This is a genomic window from Streptomyces sp. A01 (genome assembly GCF_059026195.1).
In genome coordinates this window covers 15121-35158 of the sequence record NZ_JBWLKN010000001.1, presented here as the reverse complement: position 1 = coordinate 35158, position 20038 = coordinate 15121, and the positions used below count along the sequence as shown (strand labels likewise).

15 protein-coding genes and 2 pseudogenes are annotated in these 20038 nt (G+C 72.8%); 10 read left to right on the top strand and 7 right to left on the bottom strand.

What is annotated here, in order from left to right; genetic code table 11:
• Positions 1-239: 239 nt before the first annotated feature.
• A complete protein-coding gene (locus tag AC5P1B_RS00160; RefSeq protein WP_493884039.1) occupies positions 240-1910 on the bottom strand; it encodes an amidohydrolase in 1671 nt (556 codons plus the stop codon).
• Positions 1911-2185: 275 nt separating this feature from the next.
• Positions 2186-2626: an Lrp/AsnC family transcriptional regulator gene (locus tag AC5P1B_RS00155; RefSeq protein ID WP_493884038.1), complete on the bottom strand. Its 441-nt coding sequence runs from the start codon at positions 2624-2626 to the stop codon at positions 2186-2188.
• A 211-nt stretch (positions 2627-2837) separates the two neighbouring features.
• Between AC5P1B_RS00155 and AC5P1B_RS00150 the strand changes: the two genes are divergently transcribed.
• On the top strand, positions 2838-3206 hold the full coding sequence (locus AC5P1B_RS00150) for a hypothetical protein (protein WP_493884037.1): 369 nt from the start codon (positions 2838-2840) through the stop codon (positions 3204-3206).
• A gap of 157 nt (positions 3207-3363) precedes the next feature.
• On the opposite strand, the pseudogene AC5P1B_RS00145 reads toward AC5P1B_RS00150, so the two are convergent.
• A pseudogene (locus AC5P1B_RS00145) lies at positions 3364-3831 on the bottom strand (endonuclease/exonuclease/phosphatase family protein); the annotation flags it as partial.
• Between the two features lie 66 nt (positions 3832-3897).
• The gene (locus tag AC5P1B_RS00140; protein ID WP_493884036.1) at positions 3898-5067 is read right to left on the bottom strand and encodes an acyl-CoA dehydrogenase family protein; all 1170 of its coding nucleotides are present in this window, start codon (positions 5065-5067) and stop codon (positions 3898-3900) included.
• Between the two features lie 329 nt (positions 5068-5396).
• Here AC5P1B_RS00140 and AC5P1B_RS00135 point away from each other — a divergent pair, with 329 nt between their 5' ends.
• Complete coding sequence (locus AC5P1B_RS00135; protein ID WP_493884035.1) at positions 5397-6716, top strand: glycoside hydrolase family 18 protein; 1320 nt, start codon at positions 5397-5399, stop codon at positions 6714-6716.
• Between the two features lie 264 nt (positions 6717-6980).
• Here the strand turns inward: AC5P1B_RS00135 and AC5P1B_RS00130 are convergent, their stop codons facing one another.
• On the bottom strand, positions 6981-7637 hold the full coding sequence (locus AC5P1B_RS00130) for a TetR/AcrR family transcriptional regulator (RefSeq protein WP_493884034.1): 657 nt from the start codon (positions 7635-7637) through the stop codon (positions 6981-6983).
• A gap of 233 nt (positions 7638-7870) precedes the next feature.
• On the opposite strand from AC5P1B_RS00130, the gene AC5P1B_RS00125 reads away from it, so the two are divergent.
• From AC5P1B_RS00125 to AC5P1B_RS00100, 6 genes are all read left to right on the top strand, one after another.
• Positions 7871-8485, top strand: coding sequence for a DUF6230 family protein (locus AC5P1B_RS00125; protein WP_493884033.1), 615 nt, complete (start codon positions 7871-7873; stop codon positions 8483-8485).
• Complete coding sequence (locus AC5P1B_RS00120) at positions 8476-9702, top strand: DUF6114 domain-containing protein (protein ID WP_493884032.1); 1227 nt, start codon at positions 8476-8478, stop codon at positions 9700-9702. Before AC5P1B_RS00125 ends, AC5P1B_RS00120 begins: the two co-directional genes overlap by 10 nt.
• Before the next feature lie 205 nt (positions 9703-9907).
• Entirely contained in the window at positions 9908-11155 is a 1248-nt protein-coding gene (locus tag AC5P1B_RS00115; protein ID WP_493884031.1) for a PP2C family protein-serine/threonine phosphatase, read from the top strand.
• Positions 11156-11693: 538 nt separating this feature from the next.
• Positions 11694-11927, top strand: coding sequence for a hypothetical protein (locus AC5P1B_RS00110; RefSeq protein WP_493884030.1), 234 nt, complete (start codon positions 11694-11696; stop codon positions 11925-11927).
• A complete protein-coding gene (locus AC5P1B_RS00105) occupies positions 11924-14671 on the top strand; it encodes a heavy metal translocating P-type ATPase (protein WP_493884029.1) in 2748 nt (915 codons plus the stop codon). Before AC5P1B_RS00110 ends, AC5P1B_RS00105 begins: the two co-directional genes overlap by 4 nt.
• A gap of 203 nt (positions 14672-14874) precedes the next feature.
• Entirely contained in the window at positions 14875-15345 is a 471-nt protein-coding gene (locus AC5P1B_RS00100; RefSeq protein ID WP_493884028.1) for a copper chaperone PCu(A)C, read from the top strand.
• A gap of 653 nt (positions 15346-15998) precedes the next feature.
• Here the strand turns inward: AC5P1B_RS00100 and AC5P1B_RS00095 are convergent.
• A pseudogene (locus AC5P1B_RS00095) lies at positions 15999-16556 on the bottom strand (sigma-70 family RNA polymerase sigma factor); the annotation flags it as partial.
• Between the two features lie 175 nt (positions 16557-16731).
• On the opposite strand from AC5P1B_RS00095, the gene AC5P1B_RS00090 reads away from it, so the two are divergent.
• A complete protein-coding gene (locus AC5P1B_RS00090; protein ID WP_493884027.1) occupies positions 16732-16998 on the top strand; it encodes a zf-HC2 domain-containing protein in 267 nt (88 codons plus the stop codon).
• 184 nt (positions 16999-17182) lie between these two features.
• Here AC5P1B_RS00090 and AC5P1B_RS00085 read toward each other — a convergent pair whose 3' ends face one another.
• Complete coding sequence (locus AC5P1B_RS00085) at positions 17183-17974, bottom strand: hypothetical protein (RefSeq protein ID WP_493884026.1); 792 nt, start codon at positions 17972-17974, stop codon at positions 17183-17185.
• Positions 17975-18743: 769 nt separating this feature from the next.
• Here AC5P1B_RS00085 and AC5P1B_RS00080 point away from each other — a divergent pair.
• Positions 18744-20018, top strand: coding sequence for a GAF domain-containing protein (locus AC5P1B_RS00080; protein WP_493884470.1), 1275 nt, complete (start codon positions 18744-18746; stop codon positions 20016-20018).
• The last annotated feature ends 20 nt before the right edge of the window (positions 20019-20038 follow it).

The following is a 20038-nucleotide window of genomic DNA, read 5'->3' as shown; positions in this document are numbered from 1 at the left end:
GACGCCGAGCCGTCATCGGCTCGTCATCCCATGGCCCAGCGGCGCTCGACGACTGCGTGGAGAATCCCCGGCCGGACGTCCTGTGGTGGACTCGGCCGAACCTACCCGCCGTCTCCCGCACCCTGTCAACACCCGTGCCACCTGCGGCGTTATCTCAAATCAGCAGGTCAGTACGGAGGGCGCGGAGGGAACGCGACAGGCCGAGGGCACATCGTTCGGCGGTACGTGGCGGCCGAGCGTCACTCGTTCGGCTGCTCGTACACGGTGCGCCCGGCGACCACCGTACGGACGCAGACCGGCAGCGGGTGACCTGGGGTCATGTCGGGCAGCCCGGGGGTGCCGGAGCGCGGGTCGGTGGACCAGTTCGCTACGCGTGCGTCGGGGACCTGGACGACCAGGTCACCGGCCCGCCACACCGCGAAGTCGGCGGGCGCGCCGGGCACCAGGATGCCCGCGTCGTCCCGGCCGACGGCCCGCCAGCCGCCCCGGGTGTGCGCGGTGAACGCGGCGCGCACGGAGATCCGGTGCTCCGGGGTGCGGTGGAAGGCGGCGGCACGGATGGTGCCCCACGGGCCGAGCGGGGTGACCGGGCTGTCGGAGCCGAGGGCCAGCGGGACTCCGGCACGGAGCATGGCGGCGTACGGGTTGAGGGTGCGGGCCCGCTCGGCGCCGAGCCGCCGCGCGTACATGCCGGACTCGCCGCCCCACGCCGCGTCGAAGGCGGGCTGTACGGAGGCGGTGAGGCCCAGTTCGGCGAAGGCGGCGATGGACGCGGGGGTGAGCATTTCGGCGTGTTCGACGCGGTGCCTGGCACCGCGCACCCGGGCCAGTCCGACGCGGTCGGCGGCCGCGCGCACCCCGTCGATGACGGCGGTGATCGCGGCGTCGCCGATGGCGTGGAATCCGGCTTGCGTTCCGGCCTCGGTGCAGGCGGCGACGTGGGCGGTGATGGCCGCCGCGTCGAGGTAGGCGGTGCCGGTGCTCGGCGCCGCGTCGGCGTACGGGGCGTGCAGGCAGGCGGTGTGCGAACCGAGCGCGCCGTCGACGAAGAGGTCACCCGCGGCGCCGATGGCGCCGAGGTCCCGCACCTTGTCGAGGTCGCCCGCGTGGGTGGCGGCCTCGGCCCAGTAGCCGAAGACGCGGGGGCCTGGCGTTCCGGGCTCGGCCGCGAGCCGCAGGAGCGAGATCAGATCGTCCTCGCTGGAGATGTCCGGGCCCGCGCACTCGTGCACCGTGCCGATGCCGAGGGTGGCGGCGTGGCGCAGTGCGGTGCGCTGGGCGTCGGCCCGCTGGGCGGGGGTGATGCTCGCGTGGGCCACCGCGCGCACCGCGTGGTGGGCGTCGGCGGTGAGCGGCGCGTCCGGGCGGTATCCGGCCCGGCCGGTGATGTCGGGAACGAGGTCGAACAGCGCTGTGGTGACGACCGCCGAGTGGACGTCGACGCGGGAGAGGTAGAGCGGGCGGCCGCCCGCGGCCTCGTCGAGTTCCGCACGGGACGGGGCCCGTCCCTCGGGCCAGCGGGTGGCGTCCCAGCCGTGGCCGAGCAGCACCCGGTCGCCGGGGTGGCCGGTGGTGTACGCCCGTACGCGGTCCAGGGCGGCGGCGAGGGTGTCCGTGCCGGACAGGTCGAGTCCGGTGCGGGCGAGTCCGGTGGCTGTGGTGTGCACGTGTGCGTCGGTGAACGCGGGAGTGACGAGGTCCCCGGCCAGGTCGATGACCTCGTCCACCCCGTCGGCGAAGGAGTCGGCCGCGCCCTCGGAGCCCACCCAGGCCACGCTGCCGCGCTCGATGACCATCGCGGTCGCGAACGGGTCGGCGGGGCTGTGGACGGTCCCGCCGCGCAGCAGGATGGTGCGGTCGTCGGCGGGGGAGGCAGCGGCCTTGGGGGCCGGGGCGGAGGGGTCGGTCACGGGGTTCGCCTCGCGGTGGTGTGCGGTCGGGCTGGTGTGCGGCGGTCGTCAGGTGGAGCGGTGTCAGGTGGAGCGGTGCCAGGTGGAGCGGTTGTCGCGTGCGGGTGTCGGATCGTCAGTGTCGCTCCCGCGCGTACGCCGGGGTGAGGCGGGGTGGGCGTGCCGTGGCGGTCCCGTGGGCGCCCGGCGGACGGTGCGCGGGGCCGGGGCATGGGGCGGCGGCGCGCCGGGACGTACAGCCCGGCTGCGGCGGTGCGCTCGGGCCGGACACCGGGTCACACGTGGGGCGGGCGGGCCTCGTACGGCGTGGAGAGCACCACCGTGGTGCGGGTGGAGACCCCGGCGAGGGAGCGGATGCGGGTGAGCAGGTGTTCCAGTTCGAGCGGCGTCTCGACGCGCACCTTGAGGATGTAGTTCTCGTCACCGGCGACGCTGTGGCACGCCTCGATCTGCGGGACCTCGGCGAGCCGGTCGGCGATGTCGTCGGGGGCGCTGGGATCGAAGGGTTTCACCGAGATGAAGGCCGTGAGCGGAAGTCCGACGGCCTCGGGGTCCACGACGGCGGCGTAGCCACGGATGACGCCGCGCTGTTCCAGGCGCCGGACGCGTTGATGCACCGCCGAGGTGGACAGGCCAGTGGCCTTGCCCAAGTCGGTGTAGCTCATGCGCCCGTCCTTGACGAGCAGTTCCACGATCTGTCTGTCCAGCTCCTCCACCCGGTCACCCTATGGGGTCGCGGGCTCTGCGGCACAGCGGGCGTGAGCGGGCGCGTGCGCCGCACCTGCGCGGGGCATGTGACGAATGCCACAGCCAGGGGCCAGTCACATCGGCGCGCCCGCGATTACTCGCGGGGTGACAAGGGAAATGCTTGCTGTGGTCGAGGCGACGTTGTCGCCTTGTCGACCCAGCCCTAGGGGGAGAATCACGATGCCTGGCCTTGATCACCTGAACAGTGGCGACAGCGATGTCTACGAGACGTACGAGATGTTCCGGGTGACCTGCCCGGACTGCGCGCGGCCCATCGCACTGCTGGCGGACGAGGAAGTGCTGCCCGAGCACGCCCTGTGCCCCTCCCCGTGGAACCCGTTCGGGCTCACGGTGTGCCCCGGCACCGGGCGTGGTGTGACCGACGCGCTTCCCGCCGACGACTCGCTCGACGCCCAGGAGCAGGACGTGGCACTGCTGTTGACACTGCCGGAGAGCCTGGACTGGCGCAAGCAGCCGTTCTCCCACGTGGGCAGCGCGGCGCCGCGCCCGGTGCGGGTTCCTCACCAGCCGTCGTCGCCCCGGAAGTAGTCCGGCGCACCGGCCGCGGTCCGGTCCCGTCAGGTGTGCGGCACTCCGCCCGGCCGGGGTGCCCGTCACAACCGTCCCTTCAGACATCCGTCGCTCCAGGCGTCCGTTCCGTGAGGCGTCCGTTCCGTGCGGCATCCAGCTCACCAGGTGTCTGGATGTCCAGCAGTGCCTGCACCGGCAGGTGGTCGCTGGGGAACTGGCCGTCCAGCGAGAACGTGTTCATCGCGGTGTGGCGGGTGCGTACGCCCGGCGAGGTGAGAATCCAGTCGATCCGCTCGCCGTCAGGGACGAGCGGCCGGTAGCCGTGGAAGGTCGCGTACTGCGGCCCCCGCCGGTCGGCGGTGTCCCAGGAGTCCACGAGACCGCCCCGGTTGAGCATCGTGTCGTAGACCGGGTTGTGGTGCGCCGGAACGTTGAAGTCGCCGGTGACCACGCGCGGCAGGCCCGGGTCGAGGCTGCCGAGCCGGTCGGTGATGAGCGTGGCGGAGCGCTCGCGCGCGGCCTGGTTGCGGTGGTCGAGGTGGGTGTTGAGGGCGTAGAACTGCCGCCCGGTGCGCAGGTCCTGGAAGTGGACCCAGGTGACCATGCGCACGACGGCGTTGCCCCAGTCGTTGGAACCGATCACTAGAACTCAAGGGTCGGGGGTGGGGGCGCGCCGCGCGGGTGGCTGCCGGGAGCGGCCCGGCATCGGTCAGCGGGATTCGTGGCCCGCGATGTGCCGGGCCACGACCATGCGCTGGATCTGGTTGGTGCCTTCGACGATCTGCAGCACCTTGGCCTCGCGCATGTAGCGCTCGACGGGGAAGTCGACGGTGTACCCGTAGCCACCGAGCAGCTGGACGGCGTCGGTGGTGACGCGCATCGCGGCGTCGGTGCAGAACAGCTTCGCCATCGCCGCCTGCTTGGAGAACGGCAGTCCCGCGTCCCGCAGCCGGGCAGCCGTCAGGTAGAGCGAGCGACCCGCCTCGATCTGGGTGGCCATGTCGGCCAGCATGAAGCGCAGGCCCTGGAAGTCGGCGATCGGGCGGCCGAACTGCTGCCGCTCGGCGGTGTAGCGCAGCGCCTCGTCGAGGGCCGCCTGGGCGACACCGACGGCGCAGGCGGCGATGCCGAGGCGGCCCGCGTCCAGGGCGGCCAGGGCGATGGGGAAGCCCTGCCCTTCGTCGCCGACGCGCCGGCCCTCCGCGACCCGTACACCGTCGAAGTGGACCTGGGCGGTCGGTGATCCCTTCATGCCCATCTTGCGTTCGGGCATGGCCGCCGACAGGCCCTCGGCGTCGCCGGGGACGAGGAAGGCGGTGATGCCGCGCGGGCCGGGGACGCCGGTGCGGGCGAGCACCGAGTAGAAGTCGGCGACACCGCCGTGGGTGATCCACGCCTTGGTGCCCCGGATGGTCCAGCTGCCGCCCTGGCGTTCGGCGCGGGTGACCAGGGAGGCGGCGTCGGAGCCCGAGGCGGGTTCGGACAGGCAGTACGCGCCGAGCACGCCGCCGCCGAGCATGACGGGCAGGTGCTCCGCCCGCTGCTCCTTGGTGCCGAACTCGGCGAGCGCGTGGCAGGAGAGGGTGTGGACGCTGACCCCGAGACCCACGGTCAGCCGGGCGGCCGCGAGCTCCTCAAGGACCTGGAGGTAGACCTCGTACGGCTGCTCACCGCCGCCGTACTCCTCCGGGTACGGAAGGCCGAGCAGTCCCGAGGTGGAGAGCAGGGCGAAGACCTCGCGGGGGAAGTGGGCTGCTTCCTCTTCTTCCGCCGCCCGGGGCTTGATCTCCCGGTCGACGAGGTCGCGTACGAGCGTGAGCAGGTCGCGTGACTCCTCGGTGGGCAACTGACGCTCCACCGGCTGCGGGCCGTAGGACATGGCGGCGCTCTCCTCCCTGTTCGGGCTCTTGGCCAGACGCGGCGGCGGAGGCGCCTGGGTGGGGCGGCACCGCCGTTCTTGCGGCTCAACCGATCTTCCCTCGCCGGGTTACGACCCAGGATGACCTGCGGCTGTAGCGATTGGAGTATGCCCGATGGATGGCCGTACGTCACCGGTTCGCCGATCAACGACCGGCGCGCGGGATTGGTCCGAACCATTGACCGCACTGGTCTAGTCCTTCTACGGTTCCCCTGCACGGAACATCGCGTTCATGTCAACTCTGTGCGCACCACAGCTCTCCCCCGCTCTCCCCCCACCGAGGAGACCCCATGCCAAGATCGAAGCGATCCCGCACCCGCCTGCCGGCGACGCTCACGGCGTTCGCCGCTTCGGCGGCGGTGCTGGCCGGCACCTTGTTCGCCGGCGCGGGCCCCGCCACCGCCGAGGACTCCGGCACGGACAGAGCCACCAGGTCCGACAGGGCAGAGACGGCCGCCACGGCGCCCGTCGCGCCGTCCCCCGCGACCGCCCCCGCGACGAAGGCAGCCGCCAGCAAGGTCGTCGGCTACTTCACCAACTGGGGTGTGTACCAGCGCAATTACCACGTCAAGAACATCCAGACGTCGGGTTCAGCGGCGAAGCTGACGCACATCAACTACGCGTTCGGCAACGTCCAGGGTGGCAAGTGCACCATCGGTGACGCGTACGCCGACTACGACAAGGCGTACACCGCCGACCAGAGCGTCGACGGCAAGGCGGACACCTGGGACCAGCCGCTGCGCGGCAACTTCAACCAGCTCCGCAAGCTCAAGAAGCTCCACCCGAACCTCAAGGTCGTGTGGTCCTTCGGCGGCTGGACCTGGTCGGGCGGCTTCGGTGAGGCCGCCAGGAACCCGGCGGCCTTCGCCGAGTCCTGCCACAAACTCGTGGAGGACCCGCGCTGGGCCGACGTCTTCGACGGCATCGACATCGACTGGGAGTACCCCAACGCCTGCGGTCTCACCTGCGACACCAGCGGCAGGGACTCCCTCACCAAGGTGATGTCGGCGCTGCGGTCGAAGTTCGGGCAGCAGAACCTGGTCACCGCGGCGATCACCGCGGACGCTTCGAAGGGCGGCAAGATCGACGCTGCCGACTACAAGGGCGCGGCGCAGCACGCCGATTGGCTGATGCCGATGACGTACGACTTCTTCGGCGCGTGGGACGCCAAGGGTCCGACGGCCCCGCACTCCCCGCTGACCGCGTACAACGGCATCCCGCGTGAGGGCTTCAACTCGGACGCCGCCATCAAGAAGCTCAAGGGCCTCGGCATCCCGTCCGACAAGCTGCTGCTCGGCGTCGGCTTCTACGGCCGGGGCTGGACGGGCGTGACGCAGAAGGAGCCGGGTGGCACCGCGACGGGCGCGGCACCGGGCAAGTACGAGGCGGGCATCGAGGACTACAAGGACCTCAAGGGCCGCTGCCCGGCCAACGGCACGGTCGGTGGCACGGCGTACGCCCACTGCGGGAACCAGTGGTGGAGCTACGACACCCCGGCCACGATCGGCGGCAAGATGAACTACAAGCAGCAGCAGGGCCTCGGCGGCACCTTCTTCTGGGAGCTCAGCGGCGACACCGCGGGCGGCGAGCTGATCAAGGCGATCAGGTAGGCGAGGCGGCCGCGTAGCCCGCTCACGGCCGCGGGCAACGGGGCCCGCACAGCCACTCAGCGCGCGCACGCACGCGTGGCGGCGTGCGGCCCACCCGGCGGTACGCCGCGGCGCACGGGGGCGGGGAGCCAGCAAGACGGCTCCCCGCCCCTTCGTCTCGTCTCTCCCGGCTGTCTTTTACCGTTCCCGGTTGTCTCTTTCCCGGGTATCTCTTTCTGAGTGACCTCGGCCGCCCTGTCGGCTCTCAGCGCTCCTGCGCCGGGCTCACATCGGGGGCGGTGAGGGCGCCGGGCACTGCGGAGCGAACTCCTCGATGGTGCACAGCGTGTCCCGCAGCCCGCGCACCAGCAATGCCCGTACGGCCTCGCGTTCCAGCTCCTGGCGCTGCAGCCAGTCGAGCGTGACGCCCTCCACCCCGGCCATCCAGCCGACCAGTGCCAGCCGGGCGATCGGCGGAGGTGAGCTCTGACTCCACGCCAGCTCGGCTATCGCGGTGACCAGCCGCTCCCGCACCCGGTCCCTGATGGCGAGCACCTCGGAGTCGAACCCGACGCCGCCGGTGACGATCGCCCGGTAGGCGGCCTGATGGTTCTGGGCGTAGCGCAGATAGCCGTCGATGGTGTGGCGTACGCGCTCCGCGGGCGGCAGGTCACGGGTCGCGGCCGCCCGGGTGACGAGTTCGGCCACGGAGTCCTCGATGATCGCGAGGTAGTAGCCGCGCTTGTTCTTGAAGTAGTAGTAGATCAGCCCTTTGGCCACCCCGGCGCTGCGTGCGATGTCATCCATGGACAGCGCGTCGTAGGACGTGTCGGCGAACAACTTCCTGCCGATCGCGATGAGTTCGGCGCGGCGCGCCTGGGAGCGTTCGGTTCCGCGGTCGGTTTCGGAAGGACCGCGTCCGACCCGTTGACTATTATTCAAATTCGCGCCTACCCTCCAACTGCCGTGAGACACCCGCAGTATGGCAGAGGGACCGCCAGCAGCGGACTTGCCCACACGGCTGAACAGGGCCGGGCTTGGAGCCGCTCCCGCCATGAGTTCACCACCCGCCCGCACAGCGAAGGACAGCTGTAACGCGAGCGGCTGCGCCAGCAGCCGTTGGATGCCCGCTCCCCCGCCGACGGCAGGGGAGCCCATCACCCCGGGAGGACGCAGTGAGCGCATCCGATGGACGCCTGCCAGAGGGCAGAACAGCGTGGAAGAAGACAGCCGTCGTGGGGCTGCCCGCGGTACTCGCGGTCGGCGCCATGGCCATGCTGATGGCACAGGGCGTACTCGCCGCCTCGTTCGCCGTCTCCGGTACGAGCTTCCAGGTCGCCTCCAGCAAGCTGACGAGCGACGGCCTCGCCTCCTACGTGGAGACCGACCGGTCCCTCGACGGCAAGGGCCACCCGGTCTCCCTCCTCGGGCTCGACCAGGCGACCCTGTCCGACATCTGCCAGGCCGCCGAGGTCAAGACGCCGCTCGGCACCGTCGTCTTCAAGCTCAGCGCGGGCGGCGACGCGGGGAACGTGACCGCCAGCAACCTCATCATCGACGCGGAGGACCTGGCGGGCGACGCCCGCTTCGGCACGGTGCAACTCGGCCGCGACGCCTCGACGCTGGACGAGGTGCCCGGCATCAAGGGCGACAAGGGGAAGTTCGGACTCCAGGCCGGAAACGTCGAGGTCGCCGACGTGAAGTCCCATGCCTGGTCGGCCACCGGCGGGAACTTCCGGCTGAAGGGGCTGAAGCTCGGCGTCAGCCTGGGCGGCGACAAGTGCTTCTGAGCCGTGGCGCGCCGTACCGCGAACGGCTCGCGGAGCTGAACGAGCGGCTTCCGCTGCTGCCCCAGCGCGTCGCCTTCCGGGACTGGCGGCGGACCCGTCCCTTCTGGGCCGGGCTCCTGCTCATACTCGGCGGCCTGGAACTGGTGGCGATACCGCTGTCACCGCTGACGGTGCTGGTCAGCCTCGGCCTCGGCGGGATCGCCGCGATCGGCATCGGTATCGCGCTGGTCATCGCCGGGCTGTTCCTGTGGTTCGCGCCCAGGGCCCGGCACTACGTCAGCCTCAACGCCCTGCTGCTGTCGGTGCTGTCCTTCGCGGCGACCAACCTCGGCGGCTTCCTGATCGGCATGCTGCTGGGCATCGTCGGGAGTGCGATGGGCTTCGGCTGGACACCGGCTGAGCCGTCAGCGGCGGAGGCGGCGGCGGGCCCTGAGCCGGACGACGAGCGGCCGGGGCCGGGCGGCCCTGGAGATACCGCACCGGCGACGGACCAAGGTTCCGGTCCGGGTTCCGGCCCTGGCCCCGGCGGCGACAGCGGTACCGGGGCCGGTGCCGGGAAGACCGTGGGCCACGGCCCGGCGGGCGCGGGGGCGGGCAGCGGTCAGGGGAGCGCGGGGGCGGCCGGGGAGCGGGCTCCCGTGGGCGCGGACGCCACACGGGGACGGCGGCCGGGCGAGAAGCAGTCGGTGGCCAGGGCCTCGGGCGGCGACAGGAGCGCCCGGGTCCTCGCCGTCCTGCTTCCCGTAGCGCTGGTGGCTGCCGTCGGCACACCGGCCGTGGGCGCGCCCGCGCCCAAGAGCACCGAGTTCCCGGTCGCCGCCCACCCGCCCACCATCACCACGACGAAGTTCACCCCCCGCGGATTCATCGTCGCCGGGGTGACCGAGCTGCCCACCGAGAGCGGCCCGCTCAAGGTGATGGTGCTCAAGATGCGGGCCGCCTCGCTGACCGACTACCGGATGACGTCCCGCGACGGCGGCCCCGACCTCGACCTCGGAGCCGACTCACTCGAACTCACCGGGCAGGTGACCCTCTACCTCAGCCGGTTCCGCGGCTGTATCCAGGGCCTGCTGTGCCTGACCTTCACCCCCGACCGGCTGCCCATACCGCCCCTGGTGCCGCCGTTCATCTTCATCACGGACGTCGAGGCCGAGCAGGCGCTCGTCACCTCCGACGTCATCGCCACCGAAGGGCTGAGGCTCACACCCCGTGCGTGAGGCGAACCCAGCCGGGCCCGCCGCCAGGGCCCGGCCGGGCCGAAGGGGAAGGGCCACTCCTCCGGTGGGCTCGCGGGCGGCCGCGTGCGGTGGCCGGGTCCGGGCGTCCGTGCCAGCCTGAGATCGTCCCCCCGCCCGCCCCGGAGGTCTCACACCAGTGCCGTGGAGGTTCCGTACCCGCGCATTCACGAGCAGCCTCTTCATCGTGCTGCTCGGGTACCTCACGGCGATCGTCTTCGTCGACCAGATCACCCCGACGTACCTGCGTCTGGACGTCTACGCGGCATGCGCGCCCATGGTCGCCGCCGCCCTGTGCACCTTCCGCCAGACCGTGGTCATCGGCGTCCTCGACTTCGCCGCCATGACCCTCCTGTACGGCGTACTGCCCACCAACGTCCCGTCGGTCACCCGCGGCGGTGCCATCCTCAGCAACGCCCTCATGGTCGGCGCGAGCATCGCCGTGGCGCGCCTGCTGCGCGACCGCGGACTGCTCCTTGAGCGAGAACGCGCCACCGGTGAGGCCGCACAGCGCGCCCTGCTGCGCCAGCTGCCGCTGCGCACCCGCGATGTGGTCGTCGACGGCTTCTACGTCTCCGCACACCGGGGCGCGCTCGTCGGCGGCGACATCTACGAGGTCGTCGACACCCCGCACGGCACCCGGGTCCTCATCGGCGACGTCAGGGGCAAGGGGCTGGGCACCCTCGGCGCGGGCGCCGCCGTGCTCACCGCCTTCCGCGAGGCGGCCTACCACCGCCGCAGCCTCATCAGCGGGGTCGTCGCCATGGAACAGGGCCTGGGCCGCTACAACTGCTCAGCGGAAGGACTGGACGCGGGCGACTCCCAGGAGCGCTTCGTCACCGCCCTGGTGCTGGGGACGGACAGCGCGGGAAGCGGCCCGGGAAGCGCGCAGGGCATCCGGCCGTCCGCCGCGGGCGGGAAACCGGGCGGGCAGCGCGCCCCGGCGAGCGGCGGTGGCAGTAGCCGGGAGTACAGCGGAGACACCGGCGGGGGCGGGGGCTGCGATGTCGACGAGGCCGCCGGAGAGGCGTTCGGGCTGCTCGTCGTGGACTGCGGGCATCTGGCACCCTTCCTGATCAGTCCGGACGGCACCGTACGGGAGCTGGAGCCGAACGAGCCCGGGCTCCCGCTCGGGCTCGGCGACCTGGCGGAGCGCCCCCGTGCGCTCCAGCGGATGACGCTGCCGCTGAACTGCCGACTGCTCGCGTGTACGGACGGGGTCACCGAGGCGCGCGGCTCCGACGGCACGTTCTACCCGCTGGCGGCCCGCCTCGAAGCCTGGGCCGAGCTGCCCACGCCCGACCTGCTGCACCGGCTCCGGGCAGATCTCGACGCCCACACGGGCGGGCAGCTCCAGGACGACGCGGCCGCACTGATCATGGAGCGTGCCGCCGCGACGCCCGACGGCGAGCTGGGCAGCGCGGACCACGGCTGACACGCCGCGCGACGTCTCCGGCCGACGGGGGACGGGGGACGGGGGACGGGGGACGGGGCGAGAGCCTGCGAGGGAGTGAAGGGCTCCTCATTCACAGGAAGTCGGCCCCGCGAGCCGCCCAGTTCCCGGCTGGGACAGGGAGAAACCTCACGTGCCGTGCCAACGGGCGAAGGTGACCGGGAAGGGCTTGGCCCGTGCCACGATGATGCCGCGCGCCTGTTCTCACCCGCCTGTGCGCCCCCGCGCGCCCTGCCCGCTCCCAGCCATTCCGTACAACCGTTCCCCATAGCCGTCCGTGCAGTCCCCGTCCCGCCAGGCCGTGCCGTACAACCGTCCCACTTCCCGTACACGATCGCCTCCCTGACACCCCTGACACCCTGACACCTTTGACTCTCCTGGCTCCTTTGACTCTCCCGACTCCTCTGACTCCCTGGTGGCCTCGTCCCTCTCCCCCGTGATCCCTCCGCCGTGGCCCGTCCCCGGCCGACCGCCCAGCTCACTTGCCCCCCTGCCCGCCTTCGTCTGTCTTGGAGCGGCGATGTCCTCTCGTCAGTACAGTCCAGCCCTCATGCTCGTCGGCTTCGTCCTCCTGCTCGGAGCCATGTTCGGGGCCGCGTACGCCGTCGGCTCGTCCGCCGGACCGGTCGCCCCTGGCATGCACCGCTCCGATGACGGGGGCTCCGGTGACGGGGGCGACATGGGGGACATGGACGGGATGAACAATCACGGGATGAGCGCGACCACGCCGCAAATCGTCGGCGGTGCCCGATGACCGCACCCGTCGCCTCGGTCACGACCGAGCTGGTGATCGGCGGCATGACGTGCGCCGCCTGCGTCGGACGCGTGGAAAAGCGCCTCAGCCGCATCGAAGGCGTCACCGCCACCGTCAACCTCGCCACCGGACGCGCCCACATCACCCACCCCTCCACCATCGACCCCACCGAACTCACCGCCACCGTCGAAAAAGCCGGCTACACCGCCGAGCTGCCGCCCCCCCGGGTAGCCACGGTCTCGACCGAGCTCGCGGTCGGCGGCATGACCTGCGCCGCCTGCGTCGGACGCGTGGAAAAGCGCCTCAGCCGCATCGAAGGCGTCACCGCCACCGTCAACCTCGCCACCGGACGCGCCCACATCACCCACCCCTCCACCATCGACCCCACCGAACTCACCGCCACCGTCGAAAAAGCCGGCTACACCGCCGAGCTGATCCTCGCCCCCGGGGCGGGGAGCGAGGCGGACGGGGACGCCGACGCGTCCGAGCGGGCGGAGGCGGAGCGGGAGGAAGCCGAGCGGGCGGCGGCTCGCGAGGAGCGGGACCGGCTGGTGATCACGGTGCTGCTCTCCGTGCCGGTTCTCGTGCTCTCGATGGTCCCCGCGCTCCAGTTCCGCAACTGGCAGTGGGTGTGCTTCGTCCTCTCCACGCCGGTCGCGGTGTGGAGTTCGTGGCCCTTCCACTCGCGCGCGGCGCGCGGCCTGCGGCACGGCGCCGCCACCATGGACACGCTCGTCTCGCTCGGCGTGATCGCGGCGTTCTCCTGGTCGACGTACGCGCTGTTCTTCGGCGGGGCCGGGAAGCCGGGCATGGAGATGCCGTTCACCCTCCTGCCGTCGGCGTCCGGCGACTCCCCGCACGTCTATCTGGAAGCCGCGGTCGCCGTCCCCCTGTTCGTCCTCACCGGACGGCTGCTTGAGGCCCGCGCACGGCACGGCACGGGCGCCGCACTGCGGGCGCTCGCCTCGCTCGCCGCCAAGAACGTCGTCATAAGGGTCAACGGCGTCGAACAGCGCATCCCGATCGAGCGGTTGCGGGTCGGTGACCGGTTCGTGGTCAGGCCCGGCGAGCGTGTCGCCACCGACGGTGTCGTCACCGAAGGAGGCTCGGCGCTGGACCTGTCACTGGTCACGGGCGAGAGCGCACCGGTCGAGGTCGGCCCGGGGTCGGCGGTCGTGGGTGGCGCGGTGAACTCGGGCGGGCTGCTTGAGGTGCGTGCCGAGGCCGTGGGGGCGGACACCCAGCTGGCCCGCATCACCCGTCTCGTCGAGGACGCGCAGGCGGGCAAGGCGCAAGCGCAGCGGCTCGCCGACGCCGTGGCCGGGGTCTTCGTCCCCGTGGTCCTCGCCGTCGCCGTCACGGTCCTGGGCTTCTGGCTGGGCGCCGGCGCCGACCCGCAGGCCGCTGTCACCGTCTCCGTGGCCGTCCTCGTCGTCGCCTGCCCGTGTGCGCTGGGCCTCGCCACGCCGACCGCGCTGCTCGCCGCCACCGGCCGGGGCGCCCAGCTCGGCATCCTCGTCAAGGGACCGCAGGCGCTGGAGGGCCTGCGCCGGGTGGACACCATCGTGATGGACAAGACCGGCACCCTGACCATCGGCGAGATGGGCGTGACCGAGGTGACCTGCCGTAGCGGCGGACTCGACGAGGAGACCGTGGTCAGGCTGGCGGGCGCGGTCGAGCAGGGCTCGGAACACCCGGTCGGCCACGCGCTGCTGGCGCACGCGCGCCGCGCCCTGCCCGAAGGCGCGGCGCTGCCCCAGGTCAGCGACTTCACCGCGACCGCCGGGCTCGGTGTCTCCGGCCGGGTCGATGAGCACCGCGTGACGGTGTCACGGCCGGACGCCGAAGGAATCGACGGAACGGAGCCGGAGCACGCCGCTTCCAGCGCGGGCGCGCCCGCGTCCGCCGCGCTCACCCGCCCGCCGGGCGCGGACGGGGAGACCGAGGAGAGCGCCGCCGACGACGCCGACGGCACGGCTTCCGCCGTCTCCGGCCCCGCAGCGGCGCCCGCGCTGCCCACGGAGCTGGCCGAGGCGGTACGCGGCGCGGAGAGCGCCGGGCACACCGCCGTACTGGTCCGGGTGGACGGTACGCCGGAGGCCGTGCTCGCGCTGGGCGACAGCCTGCGGCCCGGCAGCTACCGCGCGGTCGACCACCTGCGGCGCCTCGGGCTGCGCACCGTGCTGGCCACCGGGGACAGCGAGGCCACCGCGCGGACCGTCGCCGAACGGCTCGGGATCACCGAGGTGCACGCGCGCGCCACCCCGGAGGGCAAGGCCGCGCTGGTGAGTTCGCTGCGCGAGCGGGGCCACCGGGTCGCCGTCGTCGGCGACGGGGTCAACGACGCCGCGGCGCTGGCCGGAGCCGACCTCGGGATCGCCATGGGCGGCGGTACGGACGCCGCCATCGGCGCCGCCGATGTCACGCTCGTACGCGAGGACATGGGCGCGCTGCCCGACGCGGTGCGGCTGGCCCGCCGCACACTCGGCACCGTACGGTCCAATCTGGCCTGGGCGTTCGGCTACAACGCGGTGACGCTGCCGCTGGCGGCCGTCGGCTGGCTGAACCCGATGGTGGCGGCCGCCGCCATGTCGGCCAGTTCCGTGATCGTGGTCGGCAACAGCCTGCGGCTCCGTGGCTGGCAGCCCACCTCCTCCGGTGGGGCCGCGGGCCGGACCCGCCCCGGCCGGCCGAGGGCCAGGGCCAACGCCGCCAGGACCAACGCCGCGTGGGAGCAGTCATGAACGAGAAGAACCAGCCCATGCCCAACGGAGCAGAGCCGCAGGGCTCAGACCCGGCGGACCCGGCTGCCTCGGCGGACCCGGCTGCCTCGGCGAAAGCCGCCTTGGCGGAAGGGGCAGACGCGGCGGGGCCGCCACGTCCGGTGGCGTCCGGGTCATCCAGGTCCTCCGGGTCGTCCAGTTCCGCTCGGCCGGGCTTGTTCGCCGTGAGCAAAGCCGGGGTGACCGCCGTGCTCGCGCCCGTGCTCGCCTGCGCGGTGACGCTCGGCGCGCTCACCGCGTGGACGGCCTCCGGAGCGGCGGGCAGCCCCTCCGAAGTGAAGCTGACCAGCGCACGCATCATGCTCCCGTCCAACCCGGACGCGACCGCGGCGCTCTTCAACCTCACCAACGAGGGAGGCTCCGACGACGAGCTGGTGCGGGTCACCACACCGGCGAAGGCGGGGCGGACGATGCTGAGCCGCACGGTCGAGGGCAACGGTGTGGGATCGATGGAAATGGTCTCCTCGGTGCCACTGCCCGCGAAGGGCAAGCTGGAGATGTCGGCGACCGGTCTGGACGTCATGGTGGAGGACCCGCCGGAGATGCGGCTCGGCGAACGCGTGCCGTTCGTCCTCCACTTCCGCGACAGCGACCCGATGCGCGTCAACGCACTGGTGGTCCGCCCCGGCAGCTGACACCTCCGACGCGCACGTGCGCCCCGTCCCCGCCAGGCACGTGCGCCCAGGCCCCGGCAGGCAGGTCCGCCCCGGCCGTCCGCCCCGCACCCTCTACGCCCGCGCCCGCGCGTAGAGGGTGCGGGCATTGGCGTCGCGACAGCGCGGCGGCCGCGCTGTGCCCCCGCACGGGACCGTGGGCAGGCTGCCACGCGGTGGCCGGGCGCCCAGCAGCGCCCGCCCAGGCACACCCGCACACCCGCACACCCGCACGCGAGGCCGTCACTCCTGGGTGCCACATCGCATCCCGAGCACGGCACCGTACGCATCATCAGCCAGCCCGGAGCGACCGGCGGTGCCGGCCGGCCGAACTGACGGGCTGAGCCGACCTTCTGGCCTGACGGGGCCAGGCCAGGACGCGAAAGAGCGGGGGTGTACCGGCCCGGCCGGTACACCCCCGCCTCCCGCTCAGCTCAGGTCGGCCCGGGTCAGAGCGAACCCGCCAGCTCCGGCAGCCGTCGGCCGCGCGCAGCGGGCTTCTCCGGCGTCGCGCCGCCCACCGGGCCCCGCCGTGCCCCGGCTGGAGCGGCGGCGCGCGGCCCGCGCGGGGCGCCGACGGCTCCCACAGCGCCGACAGCGCCATCAGCCGCTTCGGGAGCACCGGCGGAGTCGAGAGCCGACCTCTCCGCGTTCTCCAGCTGCTCGATCAGTGCCTCCCTCGCGCGCGCGACGCGCGACCGCACCGTGCCCACCGGGCAACCGGCGACGACGGCGGCTTCGGCGTACGGCAGTCCGAGCAGCTGTGTCAGGACGAACGCCTCGCGCCGCTCGTACGGGAGCAGCGCGAGCAGTTGCGACAGCGCGACGCCTTCGTCGAATCCGGGGAGTTCGCGGGACTGCGTCAGCTCCGCCGCTGTCTGCCAGTCATCGGTGTCCGACAGGCGCGGCCTGGCCGCGTTGAAGCGCAGCCGGTCCACGACCGTGTACCGCGCGATCGACAGCAGCCAGGTGCGGGCGGACGACCTGCCCTCGAAGCGGGGCAGGCTGCGCAGCGCCCGCAGATACGTCTCCTGGACGAGGTCGTCGGCCGACTGCGGGTCGTTGCTCAGCCGGGAGACGTACCGCCACACGTCGCGCTGGGTGGCCCGGATGAACTGGTCCACGGCCTCCTTGTCGCCACCGCGCGCCGCCAGCGCCCACGAGGTCACCGCCTCGTCATCACGCTCATGCACGGGCGCTCCCCTGGGCGGCGGCCTGCTGCGATCGGGACAGGCGGCTGTACGCGCGCACGTGCGCGTGCCTGTCAGCCCGAACGCCCGCCACCCGCTCACCTGGCGGGTGCTGCCGCCCGGCGGCGGGGCCGGGGGTGACGCGCGGGCCGGGGGCGGTACCGGGGACCATGGTGCGGTGCACTGTTCCGATTCCCGTACCGCCCTCTCCGCCCGCGTCGATGGTGAGGACTTGCCACCGGGCGTCACTCGCGCGCGGCTCGACGCCCACCTGCGCGGCTGTGCGGACTGCCGTCACTGGGAGCGGCGGGTGACCGTCTTGCGCGAGCTGACCTCCCGCATGGTCACAGCCGCGGGTGAGGCACCCGGCACGGACATCGACATGGCCATCGAAGGCTCGGACGGGCTCTCGGGGTACGGGCTGCCGCGCTTTCGGCTCCCGTAGCGCGGGCGCGGGCCGGTCGCCGCCTGGTGGCCGGGTGGAGAGAGGGACACGTACCGAAGTCGGCGCCGCGCGCCCTCCGGTTGCGGCCCGGACGCGGGCAGGGATCATCGCCATGGGTCCTTCCTGGATTCCGGCCGCCGCACGGGCGCGCCGGGTCTCGTGGTGTACCGGGTGGGTTCAGCCGTCAGACGACGGCGATCCGCAGCGGTGGACCACGGGTGGCGATGACGTGGGCGAGCAGCAGGCGGCGCGGCCGGTGTGCGGTGTGCTCGGCGGCCGAGCGGCCGTGTTCCGGCCGGTCCACCGGGGCGGCGTCGCAGAAGAGCGCGCCGAGCGGCGCGAAGAGCCACACGGCCAGGGCACGGCCGACACGGAAGGCGGCCTGTTCGCCGCCGCACAGCCAGACCCCGCAGACCAGGGCGACCAGCACGTGGGCTGACCACATGCCGAGGCCGCCATGGCCGTCGTGCAGGGCCATGGTGTGGGCGGAGGAGACCATCTCCCGCCCCATGCCGGCCATGCCGCCCGGGTCATCGCTCCAGCCTCCGCCACCGCCCGGCCCCATGCCGCCCGCTCTCCCGTCGCCGGAGGCCTTGAGTAGCAGGTTGGTGGGGCCGCAGCTCGGCGGCCGGACACCGTCGAACGCCGCGAGTCTCTCCCGTACGGACGAGGAGGCGGCGGCCGATGAGGGCAACTGGGCGTGCGCGTGGGCGGAGGCGGCTGAGGTCTGGGCGACGCTGAAGAGGGTGTGCAGCGCCGTCTGGGCGCCCACCGTGGCCGACATGATCAGCAGCGGTCCGCGTTCGCGGCCCGCCGCGCACCATGCCGCGCCGCCCGTGCCGAACAGAGCGGCGCCGGTCGCCCACCACGGGATGGCCGTACCGGACATGACCGTGTGCCCCGCGGCTGCGAGCAGCACACAGACCGCCGCGAACATCGCTGCTCGCAGCGCTCGCAGTACGTGCCCCGCTTCCATGACGGACTTATCGTTGCACCCGCCGTGGAGCTGGTGACGTGCGGGGGCGCGTAGCGACATGAGAGGGCGCGAAGCGCCGCCCCGCACCTCGGCCCGGTGGTACGGGGCGGTGGAAGGCCGCCGGCTCGGGGGATTAGCCGTCGGCCTGGTCCATCACGCTTCCGTTCGCGCTGCTTCGTCCTGCGTCGCGGCTCACGCCTGCTCATGCCCGCGCGAACAGGGGAGCCCACTGCCTCCCTGCTCGCACTTCTCACGCTCGTACGTTCGGGCCCTCATCAGCCCTTACACCCTCCGACCGCGCGTTCCCGCCGCGCGCGCCTTCCGCAGCTTCCGGGTCCGGCGGCCCGGGTCGCCCCTGTTCGCGTATCCCAGTCAACTCCCCACTGGCTCGGGCCGGGAGCGTGTGCGGGCGGCTGTTCGTGGGTGCGCCGCGCACACCCCGTGTGAATGCGGCTTGTTCCAGGCGTAGCCCGGGGGCGTGCTCCCGCGTTTCCCGGGCATCCACCTGGCAGGGCTCTTGGATACGGCAGAACGGACGAGGAACATGAACGCGAAAAGTGACGTACTGCCCGGCGTCGTCGGCCGACGGCTGACGCGCGTGGCCCCACGAGCCGAACAGTGCCCGAACTGCGGCGGTCAGCTCGCCATCAACCAGGACGGCTGGAAGATCTGTCATACGTGCGGATACGCGTCTCCGCCGTGATCCCCCGGTAGCAGCCCAGGAAGGCAGGGCACAGTGGTCAACCCCGCGGTCAACCCATGGCTGGCGATGGCCTCAGGAACCGACCCCGCCGCCCGTTCCCGCGCGGTGCGCGACGGCATGAAGGAGTTCCTGAACAGGGGGTGTGTCACCCCCTCCGTGCGGCCGGTGGTCGCCGACTCCTGGCGGCGTTCCGCTGACGCGCGGGTGCCGCCCGACGGCGTGCCGCCGATCGATCTGGCGGCCGCCGATCTGGAGGCGTACCGGTCCGCGCATCCGCTGGCCGGGGTCATGCCGCTGTTCCGTGAGCTGCTGGGCACCATCGCCGATGACGGGGCCCATCTGATGGCCGTCTGCGACGAGTCGGGCCGGATGCTGTGGGTCGAGGGACACACGGGCGTGCTGCGGCGGGCCGAGCGGATGAACTTCGTCGCGGGGTCCCGCTGGGACGAGCGGCACGCGGGCACCAACGCCCCGGGGACCGCGCTCATCGTCGACCACCCCGTGCAGATCTTCGCGACGGAGCACTACAGCCGCAGGGTGCAGCCGTGGACGTGCGCGGCCGCACCCGTGCACGACCCGCACACCGGGCGGCTGCTCGGCGCGGTCGACATCACCGGCGGGGATCATCTGGCCGGGCCGCACAGCCTGGCACTGGTACAGGCCACGGCCCGCGCCGCCGAAGCCCAGCTGGCCTTCCTCGGCCTGACAGCGACCGGCCCCGAGGTCTGGCTGAGCGCGCTGGGGCGCGACGAGGCGCTGCTGGTCTCCGACGGGCGGCGGCTGCGGCTCGGCAGGCGGCACAGCGAAATCATGGTGCTGCTCGCGTGCCACCCGGACGGCCTGACCGGCGACCAGCTCGGCCCGCTGCTGTACGGGGACCGGTCCGTGGACCCGGTAACACTACGCGCCGAACTGTCCCGGCTGCGCCGCCTGGTGGGCCCCCTGCTCGGCTCCCGCCCGTACCGGCTGTGCGCCCGTGTCCGCTGCGATGTCCACACGGCCACCGACGAACTGACCGCGGGCTGCCCGCACGCCGCGCTGCGCACCTACCGGGGACCGCTGCTGCCGCTCTCGGAGGCACCGGGCATCCGCCGCCTGCGCGGTGTCCTGGAGCACCGGATGCGGCGCGCGGTGCTCGGCAGCCAGGACGCGGAGCTGCTGCGGCGCTGGTCGGAGACCGTGTGGGGCGAGGACGACCTGGAGGCGCGGGAGGCCCTGCTCGCCGCGCTGCCGCTGGACGCCCCTGACAGGCCGTCGGTCGCGCTGAGCACCGAGCGGCTGCGCACGGGCTACGGCCTGACCGGACCAGTCCCCGCACGAGTCTCCGAACCGGGCGCCTGACCGCACCAGTCCCTGAGCCG